The 24,067-nt window shown below is 38.5% G+C and carries 18 protein-coding genes and 3 pseudogenes; 15 read left to right on the top strand and 6 right to left on the bottom strand.

The window, feature by feature from the left end; genetic code table 11:
- Positions 1–4,706: AAA-like domain-containing protein (locus F6K15_RS11655; RefSeq protein WP_293060932.1), on the top strand; the 4,706-nt coding region annotated here is incomplete at its 5' end.
- 18 nt (positions 4,707–4,724) lie between these two features.
- On the opposite strand, the gene F6K15_RS11650 is transcribed toward F6K15_RS11655, so the two are convergent.
- The gene (locus tag F6K15_RS11650; protein ID WP_293060930.1) at positions 4,725–5,234 is read right to left on the bottom strand and encodes a hypothetical protein; all 510 of its coding nucleotides are present in this window, start codon (positions 5,232–5,234) and stop codon (positions 4,725–4,727) included.
- A 357-nt stretch (positions 5,235–5,591) separates the two neighbouring features.
- Between F6K15_RS11650 and F6K15_RS11645 the strand changes: the two are divergent.
- A pseudogene (locus F6K15_RS11645) lies at positions 5,592–5,940 on the top strand (glycosyltransferase); the annotation flags it as partial.
- A gap of 305 nt (positions 5,941–6,245) precedes the next feature.
- Here the strand turns inward: F6K15_RS11645 and F6K15_RS11640 are convergent.
- From F6K15_RS11640 to F6K15_RS11630, 3 genes are all read right to left on the bottom strand, one after another.
- A complete protein-coding gene (locus F6K15_RS11640) occupies positions 6,246–6,587 on the bottom strand; it encodes a hypothetical protein (protein ID WP_293060928.1) in 342 nt (113 codons plus the stop codon).
- A gap of 112 nt (positions 6,588–6,699) precedes the next feature.
- Entirely contained in the window at positions 6,700–7,035 is a 336-nt protein-coding gene (locus F6K15_RS11635) for an RNA-guided endonuclease InsQ/TnpB family protein (protein ID WP_375341060.1), read from the bottom strand.
- 78 nt (positions 7,036–7,113) lie between these two features.
- Positions 7,114–7,620: a hypothetical protein gene (locus F6K15_RS11630; RefSeq protein WP_293060926.1), complete on the bottom strand. Its 507-nt coding sequence runs from the start codon at positions 7,618–7,620 to the stop codon at positions 7,114–7,116.
- Positions 7,621–7,910: 290 nt separating this feature from the next.
- On the opposite strand from F6K15_RS11630, the gene F6K15_RS11625 reads away from it, so the two are divergent.
- Complete coding sequence (locus F6K15_RS11625) at positions 7,911–8,060, top strand: hypothetical protein (protein ID WP_293060924.1); 150 nt, start codon at positions 7,911–7,913, stop codon at positions 8,058–8,060.
- 71 nt (positions 8,061–8,131) lie between these two features.
- A pseudogene (locus F6K15_RS11620) lies at positions 8,132–8,477 on the top strand (glycosyltransferase); the annotation flags it as partial.
- A gap of 83 nt (positions 8,478–8,560) precedes the next feature.
- Here F6K15_RS11620 and F6K15_RS11615 read toward each other — a convergent pair.
- A complete protein-coding gene (locus tag F6K15_RS11615) occupies positions 8,561–9,706 on the bottom strand; it encodes a DUF642 domain-containing protein (RefSeq protein WP_293060923.1) in 1,146 nt (381 codons plus the stop codon).
- A 528-nt stretch (positions 9,707–10,234) separates the two neighbouring features.
- Here F6K15_RS11615 and F6K15_RS11610 point away from each other — a divergent pair.
- From F6K15_RS11610 to F6K15_RS11600, 3 genes and pseudogenes are all read left to right on the top strand, one after another.
- Positions 10,235–11,185 (top strand): hypothetical protein, encoded by a 951-nt coding sequence (locus F6K15_RS11610; RefSeq protein WP_293060921.1) that lies wholly within the window; start codon positions 10,235–10,237, stop codon positions 11,183–11,185.
- A gap of 184 nt (positions 11,186–11,369) precedes the next feature.
- Positions 11,370–11,685 (top strand): annotated as a pseudogene (locus F6K15_RS11605) (glycosyltransferase); the annotation flags it as partial.
- A gap of 147 nt (positions 11,686–11,832) precedes the next feature.
- On the top strand, positions 11,833–11,970 hold the full coding sequence (locus tag F6K15_RS11600) for a hypothetical protein (RefSeq protein ID WP_293060919.1): 138 nt from the start codon (positions 11,833–11,835) through the stop codon (positions 11,968–11,970).
- A gap of 360 nt (positions 11,971–12,330) precedes the next feature.
- On the opposite strand, the gene F6K15_RS11595 is transcribed toward F6K15_RS11600, so the two are convergent.
- Positions 12,331–13,797: an RNA polymerase sigma factor gene (locus tag F6K15_RS11595; RefSeq protein ID WP_293060917.1), complete on the bottom strand. Its 1,467-nt coding sequence runs from the start codon at positions 13,795–13,797 to the stop codon at positions 12,331–12,333.
- 576 nt (positions 13,798–14,373) lie between these two features.
- Here F6K15_RS11595 and F6K15_RS11590 point away from each other — a divergent pair.
- The 8 genes from F6K15_RS11590 to F6K15_RS11555 all read left to right on the top strand — a co-directional run.
- A complete protein-coding gene (locus F6K15_RS11590) occupies positions 14,374–14,523 on the top strand; it encodes a hypothetical protein (RefSeq protein ID WP_293060915.1) in 150 nt (49 codons plus the stop codon).
- A 95-nt stretch (positions 14,524–14,618) separates the two neighbouring features.
- Positions 14,619–16,076, top strand: coding sequence for a phosphoglucosamine mutase (gene glmM, locus F6K15_RS11585; protein WP_293060913.1), 1,458 nt, complete (start codon positions 14,619–14,621; stop codon positions 16,074–16,076).
- 292 nt (positions 16,077–16,368) lie between these two features.
- Complete coding sequence (gene hpsL, locus F6K15_RS11580; protein ID WP_293060911.1) at positions 16,369–18,000, top strand: hormogonium polysaccharide biosynthesis protein HpsL; 1,632 nt, start codon at positions 16,369–16,371, stop codon at positions 17,998–18,000.
- 11 nt (positions 18,001–18,011) lie between these two features.
- On the top strand, positions 18,012–19,019 hold the full coding sequence (gene hpsN, locus F6K15_RS11575) for a hormogonium polysaccharide biosynthesis glycosyltransferase HpsN (RefSeq protein ID WP_293060909.1): 1,008 nt from the start codon (positions 18,012–18,014) through the stop codon (positions 19,017–19,019).
- 190 nt (positions 19,020–19,209) lie between these two features.
- Positions 19,210–19,338 carry a hypothetical protein gene (locus tag F6K15_RS11570; RefSeq protein WP_293060907.1) on the top strand — a complete coding sequence of 43 codons (129 nt, stop codon included), beginning with the start codon at positions 19,210–19,212 and terminating at the stop codon, positions 19,336–19,338.
- A gap of 131 nt (positions 19,339–19,469) precedes the next feature.
- Positions 19,470–20,636 (top strand): hormogonium polysaccharide biosynthesis glycosyltransferase HpsO, encoded by a 1,167-nt coding sequence (hpsO, locus tag F6K15_RS11565; protein ID WP_293060905.1) that lies wholly within the window; start codon positions 19,470–19,472, stop codon positions 20,634–20,636.
- Between the two features lie 751 nt (positions 20,637–21,387).
- Complete coding sequence (locus tag F6K15_RS11560; protein WP_293060903.1) at positions 21,388–21,591, top strand: hypothetical protein; 204 nt, start codon at positions 21,388–21,390, stop codon at positions 21,589–21,591.
- 141 nt (positions 21,592–21,732) lie between these two features.
- The coding region (locus F6K15_RS11555; RefSeq protein ID WP_293060901.1) for a hypothetical protein at positions 21,733–24,067 on the top strand (2,335 nt) is incomplete at its 3' end.

The following is a 24,067-nucleotide window of genomic DNA, read 5'->3' as shown; positions in this document are numbered from 1 at the left end:
TCCAGAGAGATATTCCTTATTCAGCAATTTCTCAAGCTTTTCAAGAGTTAATCCGTAAACTGCTAAGTGAACCAGAAATAACTCTACAAACTTGGAAAACTCAAATATTAGAAGCTCTAGGAAATAATGGTCAAATTATTATTGATGTAATTCCTGAACTAGAAAAAATCATCTGTCAACAACCAGCAGTAGAACAACTTGGTAAAACTGAAAGCCAAAATAGATTTAATTTATTCTTTCAAAGATTTTTGAGTGTATTTTGTCAAAAAGAACATCCTTTAGTGATTTTTATTGACGATTTACAATGGGCAGATTTACCATCTCTAAGATTAATTGAGCAATTAATGTCAGATGATGACAACCAATATTTTCTTTTAATTGGAGCATATCGAGATAATGAAGTTAATTCTACTCATCCCCTAATACACACCTTAGAGAAAATTCAGACTACACAAGTAGCAGTATCAGAGATTACCCTCGAACCATTAACAATTAATAATATTAATCAATTGATTGCTGAGACCCTAAGTTGCGCAAAAGAAATTACTAAACCTTTAGCTGAATTAGTTGCCAAAAAAACAGGAGGCAATCCATTTTTCCTGACTCAACTGCTGAGTTCTTTGTACCAAGAAAAATTCTTAGTATTTAACCCCGATCGACCACAAGATAGTCAACAAAGTTATTGGCAATGGAATATAAAAGAAATTGAAAGTGTATCTATCACCGATAATGTAGTTGACTTAATGGTCAGAAAAATTGAAAAATTGGATGAAAAAACTCAACAAGTTCTCAAATTAGCAGCTTGTATTGGCAACAAATTTAATTTAGAAATTTTGGCGATCGTTAATAATAAATCTCAAACAGTAACAGCGAATGAATTACAGTCTGCTTTACAAGAAGGGCTGATTTTTCCTTTGAAAAATAACTACAAGGTTCCTTTACTTTGGAATTCAGAAGATTTATCAAATAAGCTCTCAGAAAACTATTTTGAAGATTCAAAATATATCCCCTACAAATTTTTACATGACCGAGTACAACAAGCAGCTTATTCTCTAATTCCAGCAGCAGAAAAAAAGCAAGTGCATCTACAAATAGGTCGTCTACTTCTGAAAAATCTTGAAGAAGATGAGTTACAGAAGAAGGTTTTTGATGTTGTCAATCAACTGAATGAAGGTTCTGCTTTGATTACCGATCAATTAGAAAAAAATGAATTAGCAAAATTAAATCTCGAAGCAGGTAAAAAAGCAAGAACTTCAACAGCTTATGAATCAGCTTTAAAATATTTAGATAATGGTTCAGAATTATTAACAGAAAATAGCTGGCAAAATCAGTACGAATTGACATTAGAACTTCATATAAACACTTTAGAAGCTTTATACTTCAATAATAAATGGGAGCAAATTGAAGAACTATCTGCAAACACTCTGCAAATGACGAAAGGTGTTCTTGATAAAGTTAAGGTTTATGAGTTGTTAATCTTCTACTATTTCGCTAAATTTGAGTCAGAAAAAGCTATTGATACTGCTGTTAAAGCTTTAGGTAAACTGGGAATAAAAATATCACAAAAAGTTGTTAGTGAGAATGAAATAAAACATAGGATAAAATATCAAAATCTAGAATTGCTATTAAAAGAGAAAAACATAAATGATTTAGCTGATTTGCCACAAATGACTGAGCCTTATAAACTGGCAGCTATATCTATATTGCAGTCCATTACGAGTGCATCAGTAACAACAAATTTTTCATTATTTGTTGAAATAGTCTTAACTCAGCTCAATCTTTGTCTTAATTACAACAATCCTCCTGAAGCTGCTGCTATTTATGCTTATTATGGAATGCTTCTTTGTGCAGTAATGGGGGATATTAATAATGGATATCAATTTGGAAAACTATCTCTAAAATTGTTAGAGAAATACTATACCCCTAAGTTAGAAACTGTAGTTATATATTTGTATTACGGATATATATGGCATTGGAAAGAACAAATAAATAAAAAAGTCGCAAGAGAAAACTTAATAAATGCTTTACAACAAGGGATAAATACTGGAAAGAACGAGCATGTTTGTTATATTTCTTCAGCTTCTTGCAATTTCAATTTTTTCGGAGGATGCAATTTAGAAAAACTTGAAGAATATTTTAGTAAACACGCTAAATTAGTCAAAAAAATAAATCAGGAATATGCGATAAAGTTCACGGAAATATTTAGAAGAACTATTGTTAATTTAAGGAATATCGGCAAAGATAAAAACTATTTATTGATTGGCAATTCTAAAGAGAAAGAAAAAAAATCTTTACAAGAATATATCAATACGAAAAATCAATGGTTACTATTTTTTTACTACTTTGGTAAAATGTTTATTTTTTATTTTCTGAAAGATTCCTATAAGGCCTTTAAGAATAGCCAATATGCAAAAAAAATTGTTATCGTAGTTATTGGAGCAGTTTCATTCCCTCTACAGCAAAATTTTTACTCTTCTCTTGCTTGTCTTGCTCATTACAATAATTGCGACACAGAACAGCGAAAAGAATTACTCGAACAAGTAGAAAAAAATCAAGAGGATATGAAAATATGGGCTGGACACTGCCGAGAAAACTGTCAACACAAATACGATTTAGTAGAAGCAGAAAAAGCCAGAATTTTAGGACAAACTTTACAAGCACAAGAACTGTACGATCGCGCCATTGAAGGAGCAGAAAAATATGAATTTATCCACGAAGAAGCTTTAGCTTACGAACGAGCAGCAGAGTTTTATCTCGCCCTTGATAGAAAGAAAATCGGTCAATTGTACTTAAGAAATGCCCATCATTGTTACATCCGTTGGGGTGCTAAAGCTAAAGTAAAACAGTTAGAAGAGGAATATCCTCAGTATTTATTAGGAGTAGTAAATCAAAAAAAATCAAAAGGCATTAGTACAACCATTTCTACCTCTGAAACTGATGGAGAAGTTCTCGACTTAACAACAGTTATTAAAGCATCTCAAGCAATTTCTGGTGAAATTAATCTGGAAAAACTTCTACACAATTTAATGAAAATTGTCATAGAAAATGCCGGGGCACAAACAGGCTTTTTAATTCTCGATCGCGAAGATAATTGGGTTATTGAAGCTCAAGGAAAAATAGATAGCGATGAAGTTACAATCTTACAATCAATTCCGATAGAATTTGTAGACTCAGAAACATCAATTCCGATTTTACCAACTACGATTATCAATTATGTAGCCCGCAGTCAAGAAAATATAGTTCTCAAAGATGCAGCTCACGAAGGACAATTTATTAATGACCCTTATATTATTGCCACACAAACTAAATCAATTCTCTGTATTCCATTAATTAATCAAAATCAATTAAGAGGAATTGTTTATTTAGAAAATAATTTAACTACAGACACATTCACAACAAAAAGAGTCGAACTATTAAAAATATTATCCGCTCAAGCTGCAATTTCCATTGACAATTCCAGGCTTTATCAAACCCTAGAACAAAGAGTCGAAGAACGTACAAAAGAACTGTCTCAAACCTTAGAAGTTCTCAAAGAAACTCAAGCAGAACTTATCTTTGAAAATGACCTACTAAAAACTGCCGAACCTAGCTCTAATTTTGATTATCAAGTAGGAGGAAGTTTGCCCATGGATGCTCCTACTTATGTAGTCCGACAAGCAGACCGCACTCTCTATCAAGCCTTAAAAAAAGGTGAGTTTTGTTATATTTTGAATTCTCGACAAATGGGTAAATCTAGTCTCATGGTGAAAATGATGCACCATTTTAACCATGAAGGATATCATTGTGCTGCTATAGATTTAACCCGCATCGGTGATGAAAATGTGACCATAGAACAATGGTATAAAGGATTAGCTGTCGATCTATGGTGCAGTTTTGATTTAACCACAGTTAATTTAAAAGCTTGGTGGAATGACCGATTAGATATTTCTCCGTTACAAAGATTCGATAGATTTCTGCAAGATGTTTTATTAGTTGAACTGAATAATAATGAAAGTCAAACTCCCAAAAAAGTCTTCATTTTTATTGATGAAATTGATAGTATTTTAGGCTTAAAAATTCCGGTGGATAGCTTTTTTGCCCTGATTCGGTCTTGCTACAATCAACGAATGATCGATCCAAAATCTAGATATCAGCATCTCACCTTTGCCTTGTTTGGGGTAGCAACTCCTTCCGAATTAATGACTGATATTAGGAGAACTCCTTTTAATATCGGTCAAGCAATTGAATTAGAAAGCTTTAAACCACATGAAGCACAACCTTTATTATTTGGAATAGCTGAAAAAGTTAGTAATCCTCAAACTATGCTTCAAGAAATATTAAACTGGACGGGAGGACAACCTTTTTTAACTCAAAAACTATGTCAGTTGATTCGTAATTCAAAAATACCTATTCCTGTTAATGGTGAAACAGAATGGATAGAGAACCTAGTACAAGAAAAAATTCTGACAAATTGGGAAACTCAAGATGAACCAGAGCATTTAAAAACCATTCGCGATCGCATTCTTTACAGTCCAAACAAAACCCAACTACTCACAATTTATCAACAATTATGGGAGGAAAAAGAGATAGTAAGTGTAGATATTCCAGAAGAAAAAGAATTATGTCTGTCAGGACTAATAAAAAAGCAAAAAGGGTTGCTAAAAATTCATAACCGCATTTATGAATTAATTTTTAATCGGGGTTGGATCGAGTTCAATCTGGGGTAATTAATGGATAATGGATAATTAGATAGTCTTGCAATTTTTAACCTCATAATTTTTCAATTCGCATTCTTTATATTTAAGCATATTTAATTTGGATACCATGTTATTTGGCGAAATTATCTCCTTTGCTCCCTCTTCATTATTATAGCACTTAAAGAAGTACCCTAATTGGCCAAGCTTTGGTATCAAAAGGTCATTCTCTTGCACATCTATTCCGTTTTTACGTAATGCAGATTTTAGTGCTGCCATGTTAATATGTCCTGTTTTAAAAGAATCATCAAGACAGACGATCAGTTTTACTGTTTCTTTAAGTTGAACCTGGTTGATATAGGCAATTCCCTTAGAACCATTAATAATATTAGGCAAATATCCTTTTGCTGTGTTCTCAACTTCAGCAATATAGAACCCAGACCATTCTTCGTCATTTTTAGCTTCTGCAATGTACTTTGCTGGATCCCAAGCGCTCCCAATATACAGGGCTGCTTTGTAGCCTATCAGTCCACTTTTAAGCTGAGTAATTTTGATTTCCATTTAATTTAATTTTTTTTTGCTTCCATTAATTAGACGCTTAGAGAGGTAAATTTCTGAATTATTTTTTTTGCACAAAATTCATATAACTTTTACCTAGTATAGCGATAACTCCTGAGAACCCTAAGTTTGGCTAAAGCTAAAGGGTTTAGTTGGGAAAAAACTGGTTTAGCTACTAGGGAGGTAATTCAGAATTATCTGATTAAGGTTTAAATAAAAAGAAGCGATCGCTCCTTTTTATTGGCGAAAGCGATCAGTTTTTCCTAGTCTGTGGTCAGGGTTGGGTTTGACCGTTATTAAGACGATTTCTCTACATCATTTCTGACCAAAAATTAAAATTATCTAATCTACATTCCGCACTATGTTCCCACAGCAAAATTACCCAAAATAATTAATCAGGCGATCGCCCTGGTTTTTCCTAGTTTGTGGGAAGGGTTTGGTTTTCCCGCATTGGAAGCAATGGCCTGTGGTACCCCAGTTATTACTTCTAATATTTCATCCCTGCCAGAAGTTGCTGGAGATGCTGCAATTTTGGTTAACCCGAAAAGTGTGGAAGAAATAACAGATGCCATGAATATTATTGCTAAAGGTGGGGAAGAGCGATCGCGCCTCTCTACCTTAAGTTTGGCTAGTAGCTCAAGAATTTAGTTGGGAAAAAACTGGTTTAGCTACTAGGGAGGTAATTCAGAATTGTATAATTAACAATTAAGATGATCAGAAAAAAAAAGAGTTTTGAAAATTCTATCTCTCACGCAACCATTTTGGCAAAGAGAAAAGGGGTGCGATACCTACTTTCGGAAATTTCCGATTTCTTTTGCCTTCGCGTCCACTTGCAAGAAATTGTGAGGTAGGGCAAAGATCAAGCTTGTGCCACATAACCCTACCTACCGATCAACTATCAGATTCAAATCCCGGAAATCTTTAGGACTTGGGGTAGTTGCGAATATTATAGATTTTCACCGAACCTGAGTTATCATTATATCAGCACAGAAGCTTACAGCTTTACTGACCAGATCAGTTCTTTTGGATATCTACGCTCCACATCTTGGAAGTAAACGCACCTAAATTTTCATTAACGACCTGATGCGAAGTGCTGTCGGTTATGATCTCTACTTCCATTGATCCACCGCCACTAAAGTTGGCACCGATGATTGAAAGTTTGCCCGATCCTCCAATACCTTGCAGCGCAGGGACGAGATCTACCGTGGCATTTGGAGGTGCTGCGCCTAGTCCGTTAGTAGAGTAGCCGAAGAGTGTCCCGTTAGCTTCCCCGGAGTCGGCATTGAGGTAGACATTCATCAAATTGTCGGCTTTCTTAACATTCAGGATGCATTTGTTTTGGTATTTGATCGTCATCGTAATTCTCCTTTTAGATTGTTTATGGGTTGTTTAGACATCCGTTCTTAGAAACCTACGATTATCTATATAAATCTATGATTTTCTCTAAACAATCTGTTCTATTCCTGCTTCAACCTGGCAACGTCGGCGCCTGTCCAGTCCACAGGCTGTCACGGACGTTCGCGCTAGCGTTGCGGAGCAAACTGCCCGCCATAACTAAATTTAACGCTGCATTCAAGTCTCGTTCACAGCTAAAATTGCAGTGTTCACAATTGAAAACGCGCTCTGATAACAACAGAGACTCTTTAACAGCTCCACACCTACTGCAAGTCTTAGAGCTAGGAAACCATCTATCAATAATGATTAGCTCAGAACCGTATAACTCACATTTGTACTCTAACTGTCTTCTGAACTCGTAAAAACCCATATCAGCAACTGCTGCCGCCAACTTATGATTTGCCATCATTCCTGATACATTATCGAATTCAAGTCCCCGAAATCCTCAAGAATCAATTTCACCAACTAGAAGAAAAGCTCATCAGCCTTATAAGAAGTTGTGAACATACAAAAATACCGAGCCTGAGTTATCATTATGGGCGCTGCCCTTTTGATCATTGTTGATTAGTGTAATCGTCTCGCCAGGCATCAAAAACACACTCCGGTCATAAGAGTAGCAACCAGCAGGAACAGGCTGATCGTCGATGACGTAAGATAATTCGGCACCTTGGCAGTAAGGATTATCGAAATAGCCGAAAACATCACCCTGAGGGTTGCCCTCCGGGCCTACCATTATGTTGTAGGGATAGCCGCTACCGTAATTCCACTCACCGTCTGCGAAGTCAACAATAAATTCCACTTCTCTGCCACAGGTGTTTGTCCAGACTGCACCTTCAGAGTCAGATGCCTGCAGCTCAATGTATGATGCCCTATCATTACAGCGCATGTCGATGTTAACTTTAGCAAAAGCAGGAGCTTGAATGGTGCAGAACACTGCAATTACTACTGCAAATAAAGCAATCAATTTTTTGGTTAATTTCACTTGAGAAAACATGATTATGGTTGATCTCCTTAGTTAAGTTTGTACTGCTTCATAAAACTGATACAAAGCTTCACATAACGTGACAAATTGATAGCGTAGCTCCGACCTAGGAGGCTGTTTACTTCCTGCTTCTTGTGAGGCCGTCGGCGGTTACTCATCCACAGGCATTGACGGGTCTTGCCCAACCGCATCTCTACACTCTATACTTACATTTAAGTCTTTGTCAATTAACATAACTAAAAAAGTCCTCAAACCCTTACTACGCCGTTTTAGCGTAGGGAGCGGGATTTCTTCTGAGGTCTATGTCTATCATAGATAGACTGCCAGAAATGCGAATAGCAGCGATTAGTGCAGAAGATACAAAGCGTCACCCTCGTTACTACTTACGTGTGAGAACTAGCGTATTATGTCGCGGTCCGTATCGCAAATTGTTAACTAAGTCGAAACTCTAATATTAAGACGATTTCTAAACATCATTTCTGACAAAAAATTTTAAAATCATCTAACCTAGATTCTGTATGATGTTCCTAGAGCAGAATTACCCAAAATAATTAGTCAAGCGATCGCTCTAGTTTTTCCTAGTCTGTGGTCAGGGTTTGGTTTTCCGGTATTGGAAGCAATGGCCTGTGGTACCCCTGTGATTACTTCTAATATTTCATCCCTGCCAGAAGTTGCTGGAGATGCAGCTATTTTAGTTAACCCGAAAAATGTGGGAGAAATAACAGATGCCATGAATATTATTGCTAAAGATGGAGAAGAGCGATCGCGCCTCTCCACCTTAAGTTTGGCTAGTAGCTCAAGAGTTTAGTTGGGAAAAAACTGGTTTAGCTACTAGGGAGGTAATTCAGAATTATCTGATTGAGGCTTAAATCATTGGGGCGATCGCTCCTTTTTTATTTGGGGGCGATCTTCTTGGGGAAGACGATCGCCTTTGGTAAATCTAGGTTAGGAGTTATTTAGGGCATACATCTGTAGCAGAGAAGTTATCAAACGCAAAACCGCGACCCCTACCTGTAGCACGTCCAGAGATACGTATCACTTTGATGGGGCGAGGCAATGAATCAAAGGAAAACGGAAAAGGTAAACCACTATAAGTTCCAGCACCTTCATTATTAGACAGTCTACCTGTAGTTATTGAATCCATGACATTGCCATCTTGATCAATGGCATCAATCGTGTACTCTTCACCCAGATCGGCATCCCATATTTGGCCAGAGGCACTGTTGCCAAGCTTGCCATCCATAACAGCTAGAAATTCACCGTTATTATCATATGGATACATTAACTTAGTTTCTGCAGGCTTCCAAAGGTTTCTGAGAAACCAGTTACCTCCTTCCTGAGTAGCCGTGAGATCAACGTCATTCTTCCGACGATGGGTATAACCATAATAATCTCTCCTTCCAGGATCGGGGAGACGACTTTCAAACCTAGCCGGCACATCGATAGTAAGATCGTGATTAGAATCAAATCCGAAGGTGACTTTAGTCTCACCATAGTTATAGGTATCATTAAATTCTAGATCATCAGTGGGAGTTCCACCACTAGGGAGAGTTTCAAAGTCAACTAAGCTTATTATTGATCCGCTGACACAGGGTTCATCAGGCTCTTTAATACTAGGGGTAGTAAGTTTCTCTTCGACACTCACTGCATCAATAAAAGTACCCAGCTCATCGGATGTCTCATTGAGATTATCAAAGCTTAGACGGGTGTTATTGCTAGTAGCTTTGAGTTCGTAGGTATAAACCTGCCAATCAGTATTAGACAGACCTTCACCACTTTTCTCCAGTTTAGCAACTGAGGCATTTCCCCAACTTACATTCAACTTATTCTCTGAGACACTGGGACGGGGTGAGAAGGCAAAGGTAAGCTTGTAGGTTTTGCCTGCCTCCGTCGGAATATCTTGATAAATTCCACTCACTCCAAGACTATCAAGTTCCACGAGTTGTTCCCCCGCGTAAGGCTGGCCCGGGATACGCTGAAATTCGATCGCGATACCTCCAGATAACTGCCACCCTGGAACTGACGGTGGGTAATCCACCATACCAGTGACTGGCTGTTCAAAGCTGCCATTCACAACTAAGTTTGTCCCGGCCGCCATCGCCTGATTGGGACTAATATTTACGCAGGTCAATGCCAGTAGCACTGACATGATCCATACTAGCATTCGTTTCATATTTATTAGTGGTCTCCCATCTGGGTTGTTAAATATCTTACCTATCCGAATCTAGCACAAAAAAAGCCACTGTCAAGTTAAATAATATGAATATTATTGCTAAAGTATGGAGCAGAGCGATCGCGCCTCTCGATCTTAAGTTTGGCTAGTAGCTCAAGAGTTTAGTTGGGAAAAAACTGGTTTAGCTACTAGGGAGGTAATTCAGGATTATATGATTAAGGTCTAAATGATGAGGGCGATCGCTCCATTTGCTTTATTCTCCAGAGTAATAGAAGCTGCCAGTTACCCGACCGCAACGTTGAAATTAGTGGCTTACCCTTATTTGGATAACATAACTGGGTTCTACAGCATTGGTCATAAAAACTGCTTGTCAAACGTCATATTCTTGAGAAGGTGGTAAAGGCATACTGGCATAATTTTTTCCTTGTCAGGCCCAAGGCTAACTTCTCAAAAATGGCTCAATTGAGCAAAGACAATCACTGTAAGGCTTACAGTGTATTGTGGCCCAACAATTTACAATTTCTGAAGGAGGAAAGTCTTTTGAAGTTTGTTGTTAGACTTCTCAAATTAACCTTATGCCTATTTTGCGTGCTGGGTGCGATAGGTATGTTCTCAGCATCCCCCAGCTTAGCTTTACCTGATGACTGTGGTGAAGGCGATCGGGTGCCTCCGCCCGCTTGTGTTGATATAGATTGGAGCTACGATCAAGGTTACATAGGTGCAAATGCTACCAATAATTGTTCACACCAAGTGACTCTCAAGTTTGACAAAGCGAATGAATCTGATGCACTACGCAATATCAATCCAGGTCGATCAGCATACGAGGCAGCTAAGGATGATATGGAAGTAAAATGCTGCCCCAGGTACAACCCCTGTTCAGACACCACGAAGTTTGATGCCTTGCGCTCTACAACATGGAAAAAAGCTGAAATCGACTTGGGGAATTATTCCAACTTAAGAAATCCTTCAAACCTTAATTCTGTATGCTTTTCAACAACAAAATGCTATCTCCCTCAATCGTCTGATTTTTCCCTTACCCCTCAATCCTTTTATTCGTCAAAAATTGGCGATGAGACCTCAATTTTTTTAGAATCTATCGAGGCAGTACAAATCTCGAACACCTTTGGGCATGACGAGGTTTACATTGAGTATATCATTGATCAAGGGCGACCAAAAAAGTATCCAAGCAAAGGAAACTATGAAATGCAAAATGGCGACGTGTGGCCTATAAATCTTCCTTTAAGTTTTAAGGATTCATTAGTGATTTCTTTGTATGAGCATGATCCTATAGGCACTGACTCATTAGGCTCTCATACATACCTACCGGATGATATGCAACCTGACGCAATCACAGTTCATGGTCATGATGATTCTGTCTATATCTTGTACACAGAACCGAATTAGTCCAAATAATTATCCAATTAGTCTATTTGTAGATTGATTTTGTAGGGTGCGTTAATAACGCACCCTTCTTATTTTATTTTTGTTTTTAGGAATAGCTTCACCTCTCGAATAAACTGATACATTAACCCAGATTTAGTATTATTCCCTGTCAAACTCATCCACATAACATACGGTCTCAATCATCGCGATCGCTCTAGTTTTTCCTAGTCTGTGGAAAGGGTTTGGTTTTCCGGTATTGGAAGCAATAGCCTGTGGTACCCCAGTTATTACTTCTAATATTTCATCCCTGCCAGAAGTTCCTGGAGATGCAGCTATTTTAGTTAACCCGAAAAATGTGGGAGAAATAACAGATGCGATGAATATTATTGCTAAAGATGGGAAGGAGCGTACGCACCTCTTCATCTTAAGTTTAGCTAGTAGCTCAAGAGTTTAGTTGGGAAAAAACTGGTTTAGCTACTAGGGAGGTGATTCGGAAGTGGGGTGATGGGGGGATAGGATGATTGGGTGATATGATGGTAGTGTGATAGGGACAGGACTTACGAAAAGGCACTATGTATAGAGTATATTTTCTATTGGCCAATAGTTTTAAGCGCTATATATAGCGTATCTGCGTAAGTCCTAATATTAGTTAAGTATAGTAGCAAATTATGAATATTATTGCTAATGATGGGGAAGAGCGATCGCGCCTCTCAACCTTAAGTTTAGCTAGAGCTAAAGAATTTAGTTGGGAAAAAACTGGTTTAGCTACTAGGGAGATAATTCAGAATTATCTGATTAAGGTTTAAATAATTGGGGCGATAGCTCCTTTCTCTTTTAGGGAACTTAAATTAACTGTGAATTCGTCTATCGCGCAGATCGACCTTAAGTTTGGCTAGTAGCTCAAGAGTTTAGTTGGGAAAAAACTGGTTTAGCTACTAGGGAGATAATTCAGAATGGCGTTGCACAGTGACGAATGATTTGAGATTTTTGATGAAAAAGATTTTGGATTTGATAATTGCTAGTTTAACATATTTTTCCTACCAGAAAATGTCTAAGTATCACGTGCGGAATGTAGGTTCTACCTTTTCTAGATTTATCGCCATGCCAAATCAACCTCTCACACAATTTTGGTAAAGAGGCAATAAAACTACACCACACTAGGGATATTACCCCCCTGTATCCATCAACGACCTATCCCACATCCACTGAATATCCTCCAATGAGCTCTCGACATTAGGGAAAAGTTTCACCTCTCCCATTAACCGAGATATTAACTCAGAATGAGTATTATCCCCTGTCAAACTCCCCCACATAACATACGGTCTCAACCATCGCATCTCCTCCCTTGATAAACAACAGGAAAAAGATTTTTTCTGGTAACTTTTGCTTGCAGTTGATAAGCAACAGGCAACAGACAACAAGGAAGCAATTTTTTCAGATCGTGGGTGGTACAAAAAAAAACTTTTCTGCTCACCTTTGCTTGCTGTTCTATAGAATGGTTGAATAAAATTATTGATTTTCTGGATATCTCTATTATCCTTCGACCCCACCGAACTTTCGACACACCCATCTTTTTCCGCCTCAACTACCCGATCGCTCTCTACTTCCGCTAATTCTGTAGCAGTCTCCTGAATCTTCTGCTCAACTTGCTCCCTTGACTCGACAATACTCTCAACATACTCTTGTTTTTCTCCCTCAACTACCCGATCGCCCCCTACTTCTACCGATACTGTTGCCACTTCCTGAATAGTCTGACCTACATTATCCCCTAGCTCCACAGAACTATCCATAAACTCAGATTTTTCTACCTCCTGTGATGGGGTAATGAGGTGATGGGGTAATGAGGTGATAGGGTGATGGGGTGATAGGGTGATGGGAGCGATCGGGTGATGGAGTGATATAGAGATAGAATAACGATCAAATATAGCGCGATCGCATTCCAATTCTTTCGTCCCCGTCTCCCACTCTTTCCTTTCTTCCGACTCAATTATCTGCTGCTTTTCCTCATATTTCCTTTGGGTAGACAACTTCCGACCATAACCTGCCGTAACACTTACTTTCTCCCCCGTCCCTAGAAAATAGTCGCTCAACTTCTCTTTGAGCTTTTTCTTGGCCACATATATCCGCCTGCATACATTGTTGTAGGATATCCCTTGCCGTTCCGCAATTTCTGTATGGGTAAGCTCTTCATATAAATGTAAAATAAAAGTCTCCCGTAACGTTTCCGGTAAATCAGCGATCGCCCGTCGAATCTTAATAGACCTCTCCTCTCTCTCCAGAAAACTCTCTGGCGACTCCACCGAAGAGGCTATACTCAGAATATGAGTATCCCCCACCAATTCAATACTTTCAACACCCATAGCGCCTCGAGAACGTTCTCGAATCATATCAATACAGAGGTTATGAGTTAGCTTGATCGACCAGGCCTTAAAATTAGTAATTTTCCCCTCAAACTTTTGCACCTTTTCCCAAGCTTTTAGCGCCGCCCGACTCAGAGCATCCTCCGCATCTGTTCGGTTAGAGTTCATTAACCTAAGACAGCACCGATAAAGCATATCTTCATGTTCAGTCCATTGCTCCCAAAACTGATAAACCAGACCGGAATTGCTCCTTTTGGTTAAAGCAAAGTCCATTATATTTCTCTTCCATCTGCTGACTATCTACATAAATAAAGACGTAAGGGTATCTACTGATGTGACTAATCAAACCTCATATAAAAGCTCATATAAAAGCTCATATAAAAGCTCATATAATTAGGCTTAAAATCAACTGTTATTAGCTACCTGCACAAGTCAAATTATTTGTCAATCTCATAAAACCTATATAAATTTTTTGTATACATAAGTCAAATCATTTGTCAATCTCATAAAACCTATATGAATATTTATTCAACAAACAATAGACAGCAAGCATTAACGAAGTCAGAAGTCAGAAGTCAGAAGTCAGAAGTCGGGCTTGCTGATTAAATATAAAAGCATTGATTGATATTGGTTTGCTGCCTTTTTTGGCCTTTAAAAAGTGCGCCTGTTTTCGGTCATACTAGCTCAAAAAGCCAGTATTTTGGGATGATTATGACAGAAAAATCACTCTTACAATTTTTACGACTACCTCCTCTATAATTCCCCGTTCCTCCTGTCTTCCCCTCCAGGGAGGGGGAGGGGCGAGGGGTGGGTTGCCTGTTGCCTGTTGCCTGCGCACAGCGCTATAAAATGTTCCATATTTGCCCCATCTCCCCTACTCCCCAGAGGGAGGCCAGAAGTTCCTACTTCAAAGGCCCAGAAGTAGGCTGGAAAAAAAGCGATCGCCTCCTTCTTAGCTATGGAGCGATCGCCCTTCATCTGCAAAAATTCTCAAAATGACTAGGCAAATAATTCAAAATTATGTATTCAATCCGGAAGTGCTATTCTCTTTGTTGAGAGTGAGAATAACTTAATCTTGACGAGGAGTGAAAATTATGGTAGCAACACCATCATTCAGACCAACTTATGGACAAAAAACTTTTAACTTATCATCCACAGCAATCACAACAACATTGCCTTGGAATAATACCTCACTGCCCACAACACCCCTATTTGGTACAGATGGCATCCGGGGCAAAGCAGGAGAACTACTAAATGCTCCCCTAGCCCTACAAATAGGCTTTTGGGCAGGACAGGTATTGCGCCAATATTCTCCAAACTGTGGCCCTGTAATTATGGGTCAAGATACCAGAAACTCAGGCAATATGCTGGCAATGGCTTTATCAGCAGGTTTAACAGCAGCAGGATTAGAAGTTTGGAATTTAGGCTTATGTCCCACTCCTTGCGTTGCCTATCTTACAAGTGTTTCAGAAGCAATAGGTGGAATAATGATTTCTGCTAGTCATAATCCACCCGAAGATAATGGAATAAAATTCTTTGGCTCTGATGGTACAAAGCTCTCTTCAGAATTACAGAAACAGATAGAGTCTGGAATTAGAGGAATAGCAGATTTTCCTGCCATCCATAGTAACTGGGGACAACATTACCATAGACCAGAATTAGTCAAGGAGTACCAAGCATCTCTACATTCTCCTTTAATACCAGGACATTTGCAGGGAATGAAAATAGTTCTGGACTTGGCCTGGGGAGCAGCAGTTCATACCGCCCCAGAAGTTTTCAAGGCAATGGGGGCAGAAGCCATTTGTTTACATGACCAACCAAACGGCGATCGCATCAATGTCAACTGTGGTTCAACCCATCTCCATCACCTCCAAGAAGCAGTAGTAGAACATAATGCTGATATGGGATTTGCCTTTGATGGAGATGCTGACCGAGTATTAGCAGTAGATTCTCAAGGTCGTTCTATTGATGGAGATTATATACTCTACTTCTGGGGCCAAAGCTTAAGTCAAGCTGGGTTACTACCAAACAATTTGATAGTAACTACAGTGATGGCCAATTTAGGCTTTGAACGTGCTTGGCACAAACAGGGTGGACAAATATTAAGGACAAAAGTAGGAGACCAATATGTTCATGCAGAAATGCAACGGACAGGCTCAATGTTAGGAGGGGAGCAATCAGGACATATTCTCTGTCCTCACTATGGCATTTCAGGAGATGGCCTAATGACCTCCTTGCATTTGGCAACCCTCGTCAAAAATTCTGGAGTCTCCTTAGCAGAATTAGTAGAACAAAGCTTCCAGACCTATCCCCAACTGCTCCGAAATGTCCGGGTAGAAGACCGCGATCGCCGAGCCAACTGGCAAAAATGCGAACCATTAGTCAGAGCTATAGACGAAGCAGAAACAGCTTTAGCAGATGTAGGGCGGGTTTTAGTCCGAGCCTCTGGCACAGAGCCACTAATTAGAGTTATGGTAGAGGCAATTAATGCTGAACTTGCAAGCTACTGGACAGAGAACTTAGTTTTAGCAGTCCAGCAACATCTGGTGTGACGTTCCCTAAATTTAGAATTTAGAATCCAGAATCCAGAATCCAGAATCCAGAATTATTAAATTCAGAAATTAACAAGTTATACCAAATTGAAATGAAGCTGCATAGAATAATATTTCAAGCATAATTGACCGCAGATAGGAGTAGATAGAGATAGATCGATTTAATGAGTTTCATAATTCTATGCAACCTCATATAAAACTGGTATTAACCATTTTTTAATTCTAAATTCTAAATTCATATAGACCATTTTTTAATTCTAAATTCTAAATTATAAATTCTTAATTTATAAGAATGCCGACAACACAAAAGTCTAAAAAAAAATCAAAAAGCAAATCAAAAAAGAAAGGCAAACCTGCTGCTCCTGCGATTAGCAAAAAGGAATTAGCTGCCAGAAAGCGCCAAAGAGCTAAACAAATTCAGAAGGTTATTGGCGATCTGGTTACTTATGGTGGTCTTGGTCTTGTTATTGGTATAACGTTATTTTTCGTAGCGGAACCAAAAATAGCCCTCGCTGGTGGTGGTGGCATAGTAGTTTTAGGTCTTTCCTTCAAGTATCCAATTTTAGGACTTTGGGGATTTATGATTTATATGCCCTTTGCTGGCACTGTGACTTACTGGATCGGTGGAGGAAGTCCCATATTTCAGTTAGCAAAAGATGGCTTCTTCATTCCAGCAATGATTGGCATTGGTATGTGGTGTAAGCAGACAGGAAATCCATTCATCATTCCCAAAGCAATGAAAAATCCCCTGTACCTTTTATTGGGCTTTTGTCTACTTACTTTACTAATGGTTAATGGTGCTCAACAACTTGACCCACCCAGACCAGGAGATCAACCAATTGGTATGGGAATATTGGGACTCAAAGCAATGATTGGCTACTTACCTCTAATCACAGGGGCCTATTATAAACTCAAAAGTAAAAAAGAATTATTATTTGCTGCCCGTTTGACAGTAATTCTAGCTATTATCTGTTGTTTACTTGGTATGGTACAGTACCAATTCCTTGCTTCTGGAAAGTGTAACGGTACTCGTGGTTTGACTGGAGGCGAATTATTTAAGGCAAGCTTAGAAGCTAAATGTTTAATAGGAGGCGCTCTGCTATTTAGCCCTAGTCAGGGTGTAATTCGTTTACCTGGTACTTTTGTCGCACCTTGGCAATGGGGATGGTTCTTGATTTCTAATGCTGCTTTTACTTTTGCAGTTGCTTTTAGTGACCCCTCTCCCCTCTGGCGAATAGGGGGTTTACTTGGAATGGCGGTAGTTTTTGTTAATGCAGCTATTAGCGGTCAAAGAATTGCTCTAGCTCTGGTTCCCACAGTAACAATAATACTCTTAGTCTTAACAGGTCAGATCGCTAACCTCAAAAAGTTTCTTCCTATTGGTATTGGACTCGGTGTTGTCCTGGGAGGAGCAATAGTATCTAATCCCGCAGTTGTTCAGGAGCGGATAGATAGTTTTATCAGTCGCTGGCAAGCTTCACCACCAACTGCTTTTATTACCCAACAATTTGAAGAGTCTAATCATTCACAAGATGGATTTTTTGGCAATGGGTTAGGGCGAGCTACCAACTCAGCCCGAGTTTTTGGTAAAACTAGGTTAATTGAGACTTATTACCCTAAATTAATCTATGAAATAGGACCTATAGGCACAATTGCAATGTTAGTCCTATTAACAAGTATTACTGTTGCTGGCTTTAAAGCTTATCGCTCAGTTAAAGATAAAAATCTACGCAGTTTGGGTGCAAGCTATTGGGTTTTTGTTCTAATTATTAGCTATAACACTTATTATTACCCTCTTGATGTAGACCCAGTTGCAGTTTATTATTGGTATTTTGCTGGGGTAGTCTTCAGGTTGCCAGTAATTGACAAACAGGAACAAGCAAGAATTAAAGCGGAAGAAGAAATGGAAAATGGTAAAAAATAAGAAGGAGAAAAATGAACGCACAATCTCTAACAGAAGAAAATAAACAATTAACTATTTCTATTTCTGTTGTCATTCCTACCTATAACCGGGAAGAAGCTCTGGTAGATACGATCGCTGATGTTATAAAACAAGATTATCCTAATTTTGAAGTTTTGGTAGTTGACCAGACTGCTACTCATAAACCAGAAACTCAAGCTTATTTAGAGGAAGTAGCTAATGCTGAAAAAATTAAATTGTTTCACCTCAGTTGGGCGAGTTTACCAGGGGCAAGAAATTATGCTGTCAGACATTGTAGTGGCGAAATAATTCTTTTTATTGATGATGATGTACGCTTGGAAAAAGGATTTTTAGCGGCTCATGCTCGCAATTATGTTGATCGCCCAGAGATAGGAGCAGTGGCGGGACGAGTATTCGATCGCATGAAATTAGGAGATTCTGGTGGAGAGTTGGAAATAGAAGATTTGCCCCCTGAAGCATCAGACCCCGGTATTGCTTGGTATCACATAGATTTGGTACATACAGTTAAAGCTCAACGAGTGATATCAGCTAGAGGTTGTAATATGTCTTATCGCCGAGATATTTTTACTAAGTATAGTCTTAGTTTTGATGAGCGGTTTCGGGGTAGTGCAGTACGGGAAGAGTCAGATTTTTGTTTGAGGTTACGACAAACTGGTTATCAAATTTGGTTTGACCCTGAAGCTTCTTTAGTTCACTTGGGTGAAGAAAGTGGAGGTTGTCATGATATTTCAACGCGATCGCTCAAATATCAGGTTACTTTTTATCACAATCACTTTTTCATGGGATTAAAAAATCTGACTCCTAATCAATGTGCGCGTTTCTTTGCCAAATTATTTGATTGTCATGTTTTGGGAAACCCTCCTTGTTATAAAGGTGGTTCTCCGATCAAAATAATTACTCGTGGAGGTTTCTATACTCTTGGTTTTTTGAGTGCTGTTCAAACAAGGGTTAAATCTATTTGGGATGACGGGCAAATTTATACAAAAAAAGTCAAAGGGTAATAATTCAAAAGTCGTAGGGGCGAATGGTATTCGCCCTCCCTATAAGTAGAGTCTCTGCGTAAGTCCTGAATTAAGGGTAATAATTCAAAAGTCGTAGGGGCGAATGGTATTCGCCCTCCCTATAAGTAGAGTCTTTGCGTAAGTCCTGAATTAAAGAAAGTTATATCAAATCCGGTTAAACAGCCATAGAATGGTTAAGTTAGGAGTCCTCAGGAGTCAACCCACCCCTCGCCCCTCCGGTGGAGGGGAAGTCAGGAGTCAGGAGGAAAGAGGGAAGAAAGAAGAAGAACTGGAGTTGAAGGAGAAAGTTTTTTTATAACTAATTATCCGGACATGATATAAGAGAAAATTAACATAATATTAGGGAGGGCGAATGCCATTCGCCCCTACTGTTTTCTAAAAATTCTAACACATACTCTTTCATCAATAGTAAATCACCCAATAATAACCATGAAAATATTAGTAGCTAGCCACACTTATATTGTTGACTTAAACCGGGAAAAGTTACGTGCTTTAGCTCAACTTGAACCGGGTATTGAAGTTACGGTTGTTGTTCCTAAACGTTGGAACCCTAAAGGTGTACAAAGTCAAATTGTTGAAACCCAATTTATTGATGAGGGTTCTTTTCAAGTAGTACCTATTTCTAATTACAGCGAAAATAATCAAGCTTTACTAACTTTTGGTTCTGACTTAATTAGTTTACTAAGAAAATTAAAGCCCGATATTATTCAAGTAGAACAGGGTTCTAAAGCTTTAACTTATGCTCAATTTATTACTTTTAATAAACTTTTAGGACTCAAAGCTAAAAATCTATTTTTTACTTGGTGGAATTTACCTTATACTCTCAAATTTCCCATTTCTTTATTAGAATCTTATAATCTCAAAAATACTGATGGAATTGTTGCTGGAAATAAAGATGGAGAAGATATTTTAAGAGAACGAGGCTACAAAGGACCGATTAAAGTTATGCCTCAATTGGGAGTAGATGAAAGTTTGTTTAAACCAGAACCACAGGCAGAATTAAAAGATAGTTTGGGAATTAAAACTGATGATTTTGTGGTGGGTTTTGTAGGTCGTTTTGTTGAGGAAAAGGGATTATTAACATTGACAGAAGCTTTGGCAGGTTTACAGGAAAAAAATTGGAAATGGTTATTATTAGGAAGGGGTGAATTACAATCGACTTTGTTAGAAAAAGCAGCAGAATTAGGAATTAAAGAACGGTTGATTTTAGTAGAAAGTGTTCCCCACGACCATGTACAAAAATATATTAATCTGATGAATACTTTAGTTTTGCCATCAGAAACTACTTATAAGTTTAAAACTTTAACTTCTGTGGGTTGGAAAGAACAATTTGGTCATGTTTTAATTGAAGCAATGGCTTGTCGAGTGCCTGTAATAGGTTCTGATTCTGGAGAAATTCCTCATGTAATTGGAGATGCTGGTTTGGTTTTTCCAGAGGGAAATATTGAGGAATTGAGAAATTGTTTAATGCAGTTGATGGAGCAAAAAGAATTAGTTGAAGAATTAGGGAAAAAAGGTTATGAAAAAGCAATGAATCAGTATACAAATCAAGCTTTAGCTAGACAGTTATTTAATTTTTATCAGGAGTTGGTATAGACTTTTTTGGTAAGGAAGAAGGAAGAAGGAAGAGGAAAGAGGGAAGAAGAAAGAAAGTGTTTATTTAAGTAGACGGAGATAAATAATTTAGGACTTACCGAAAAATTGTGGTTTAAAGCCTCCCCTTTTAAGGGGATAATAAAGAAAAATTTTCATTATTAGTCAATCCTCTTCTTTTCAAGGAGAGGTAATTATTCATTATTCATTATTCATTATTCATTGTTGAAGCACCTCAACGTATTTCCCTCCGAAGCGACCGATATGGAAGCAATCTCAAATCCTAATTTTTCCTACCTTATGGATAAGTAGTTTCATTAATGGATAATGGATAATTGATAATTACCTCTGGTTAAAACTGTTACGGAATTGAAGATCAGGAAATATTATTTCTTTTCTTGGTCGATTGGATATGGCTCCGAGACCTCGCCATCCCACCCTTCGGGAAGCTACGCTTTTTCCTGACGGAATGCTCCGCAAACATGTCGCGTAGCGTTAACGGAGTTGTGCGCCAGCAAAACGACCGCTTTTTTCCCATTACAAAGAGGAGGCTTTAAACCATAATTATTTAATTATTAATTATTAATTATTTGGTAATTAATAAAATGAAAATTATTTGGAAATTCCAGAAGTAATTGAGATTGCTTCCTTCCACTCTGTTCTAGTCACAATGACATTTTACATTGTGATTATATCTAAATACTTAATCTAGGAGATTAGTTATCTAGAAAAGAAGGAAGAAGGTATTTAGGGTTTGCGCTTCACTAGTCTTTTAGTAGGGGTAGGAAACAACCCACCCCTAACCCCTCCACCGGATGGGAAGACAGGAGAAATGGGAATGAGCGAGGAGGTAGAAGTAAGAATTGTAAGAATGATTTTTCTGCCCAACTATGAGCCTAAAATACTAACTTTATTTATTTACCAGAGAAAGAAAAATCTTACTTTGTCTAAGTTTTAAGCTTTTGATATGTCAAAACTTATCCTTAAACTGCAATCTTAATAAATTTTGATCATAAACTTTAAAGATGTGATTGTTGTCAAATTAATTATGTTAGTATAGGAGGCAAAATTTTTTCCAATTTTCACCTTGGAGGACTAAATGGCAGACCTTTTATGGACGGGAAATGGTGATGGCTCATCCTGGACCGATGCAGCCAACTGGGACACCAATACTGTCCCTACAGCAGTAGATAACGTTACAATTAACGGCTTTGTTGACGTAACTCTGGACACAAACGCAACAGTCGCTACACTAAATTTAAACGGGGGTGCGGATCTTACTAACTCAGGCGAACTAAATGTTACAACATTAAATTGGACGGAAGGACGGTTTTTTGGTACTGGCAGTATCAATATTCCAGCAACTACAGGTACTCTTAATATTAGTGGTACAGGTTCCAAGACTTTAAATACAACTCTCAACAATGCTGGTACTGCTACTTGGACAGGTACATCAGATATATCTAGTAGTAGTGGAACTTTCAATAACTCTGGCCAGTTTGATATCCAAATCTCCGAAGATTTTGCTCCTGTATTCAACAATACAGGTACAGTAACTAAGTCGGCAGGTAATGGATCTGTAAGTTTTTCCGGTAACAGTTTCGATAATAGTGGGACAATAGATATTCAAACAGGGACTGTTAGTCTGAATAATTTTAGTACACGCACCAACACCGGAACCTTTAATACAGCAGACGGAACAGCTCTGGAAGTTAGTGGCATTTTAACTCTAAACCCTGGAACTACCTTTACTGGTACAGGGTTAGTCAGACTTAGATCTAATGGTACTATTGCTCTAGAAACTTCACCAGCTACACCTGTAAATATTGCTAACTTTACCCAAGAAGGCGGTATTTTCAATGGGGGTGGTAGCCTCAATATTACTGGTAATTTCAATTGGACAGGTGGAACTCAGGGAGGCGCAGGTAATACTACTCTAGCTGCGGGCGCGATCGGCAATATCAGTGGCACAGATCAAAAGAGTTTAGACCGCACCTTCAATAACCAAGGCACTGTTACTTGGACTGGTACGGGTAATATCTCGTCTGGAAGTGGTGCTGCTTTCAATAATAGTGGCACATTCGATATTCAAAACTCAGAGTCATTTTTTGCTGATTTTAACGGTTTCACTTTCAACAACACTGGTACTTTAACTAAATCAGCAGGTACAGGTGCTACTGATTTTGAGGATACTATCTTTAACAATACTGGTACAGTAGACGTACAGACAGGTACTATTATTGTTGGAGATGGAGGTGGCAGCAGTACTGGTACATTCAATACTGCTGAGACTGCTATAGTAGAGTTTAACAGTGGCACCAATACTCTTAACGACGGTGCAACCTTTACTGGGCTAGGTTTAGTTCAACTTACAGGTGGTACTCTCAACGTAGAAACTGCTGCTGACTCACAAATAGCTATACCTAACTTTGAACAAACAGGTGGTACTCTCAGTGGTACTGGCAACTTCCGAGTAGCAGCTCCCACACCAGCAGAAGGAGAAACTCCTCAAACTAGCAGTTTCACTTGGAGTGGTGGTACTCAAAGTGGTACAGGTACTACTACTATTGTGGCTGGCACAACTGGTAGTATTAGCGGTACAGATCAGAAAAGTCTTACTGAACGTACTTTCAATAACGAAAGCACTATTACTTGGACAGGTACGGGCAATATCTCTGCTGTAGATGGTGCTACTTTCAATAACACTGGTACATTCGATATTCAAAACTCTGAGTCATTTTTTGGTGACTTTGATGGTTCTACCTCCTTCAATAATACTGGTACCCTAACTAAAACAGCAGGCACAGGTGCTACTGATTTTGAGGATAACGTCTTTAACAATACTGGTACAGTAGACGTACAGATAGGTACTATTATTGTTGGAGATGGAGGTGGCAGCAGTACTGGTACATTCAATACTGCTGAGACTGCTATAGTAGAGTTTAACAGTGGCACCAATACTCTTAACGACGGTGCAACCTTTACCGGGCTAGGTTTAGTTCAACTTACAGGTGGTACTCTCAACGTAGAAACTGCTGCTGACTCACAAATAGCTATACCTAACTTTGAACAAACTGGTGGTACTCTTGCTGGTGCTGGTAACTTCCGAGTAGCAGCTCCCACACCAGCAGAAGGAGAAACTCCTCAAACTAGCAGTTTCACTTGGAGTGGTGGTACTCAAAGTGGTACAGGTACTACTACTATTGTGGCTGGCACAACTGGTAGTATTAGCGGTACAGATCAGAAAAGTCTTACTGAACGTACTTTCAATAACGAAAGCACTATTACTTGGACAGGTACGGGCAATATCTCTGCTGTAGATGGTGCTACTTTCAATAACACTGGTACATTCGATATTCAAAACTCTGAGTCATTTTTTGGTGACTTTGATGGTTCTACCTCCTTCAATAATACTGGTACCCTAACTAAAACAG

Origin of the sequence: Okeania sp. SIO2B3, assembly GCF_010672525.1 — a bacterium.
GTDB lineage: Bacteria > Cyanobacteriota > Cyanobacteriia > Cyanobacteriales > Microcoleaceae > Okeania.
Note: the sequence above shows the minus strand (reverse complement) of the source record. Positions and strands in the feature narration are given on the sequence as shown.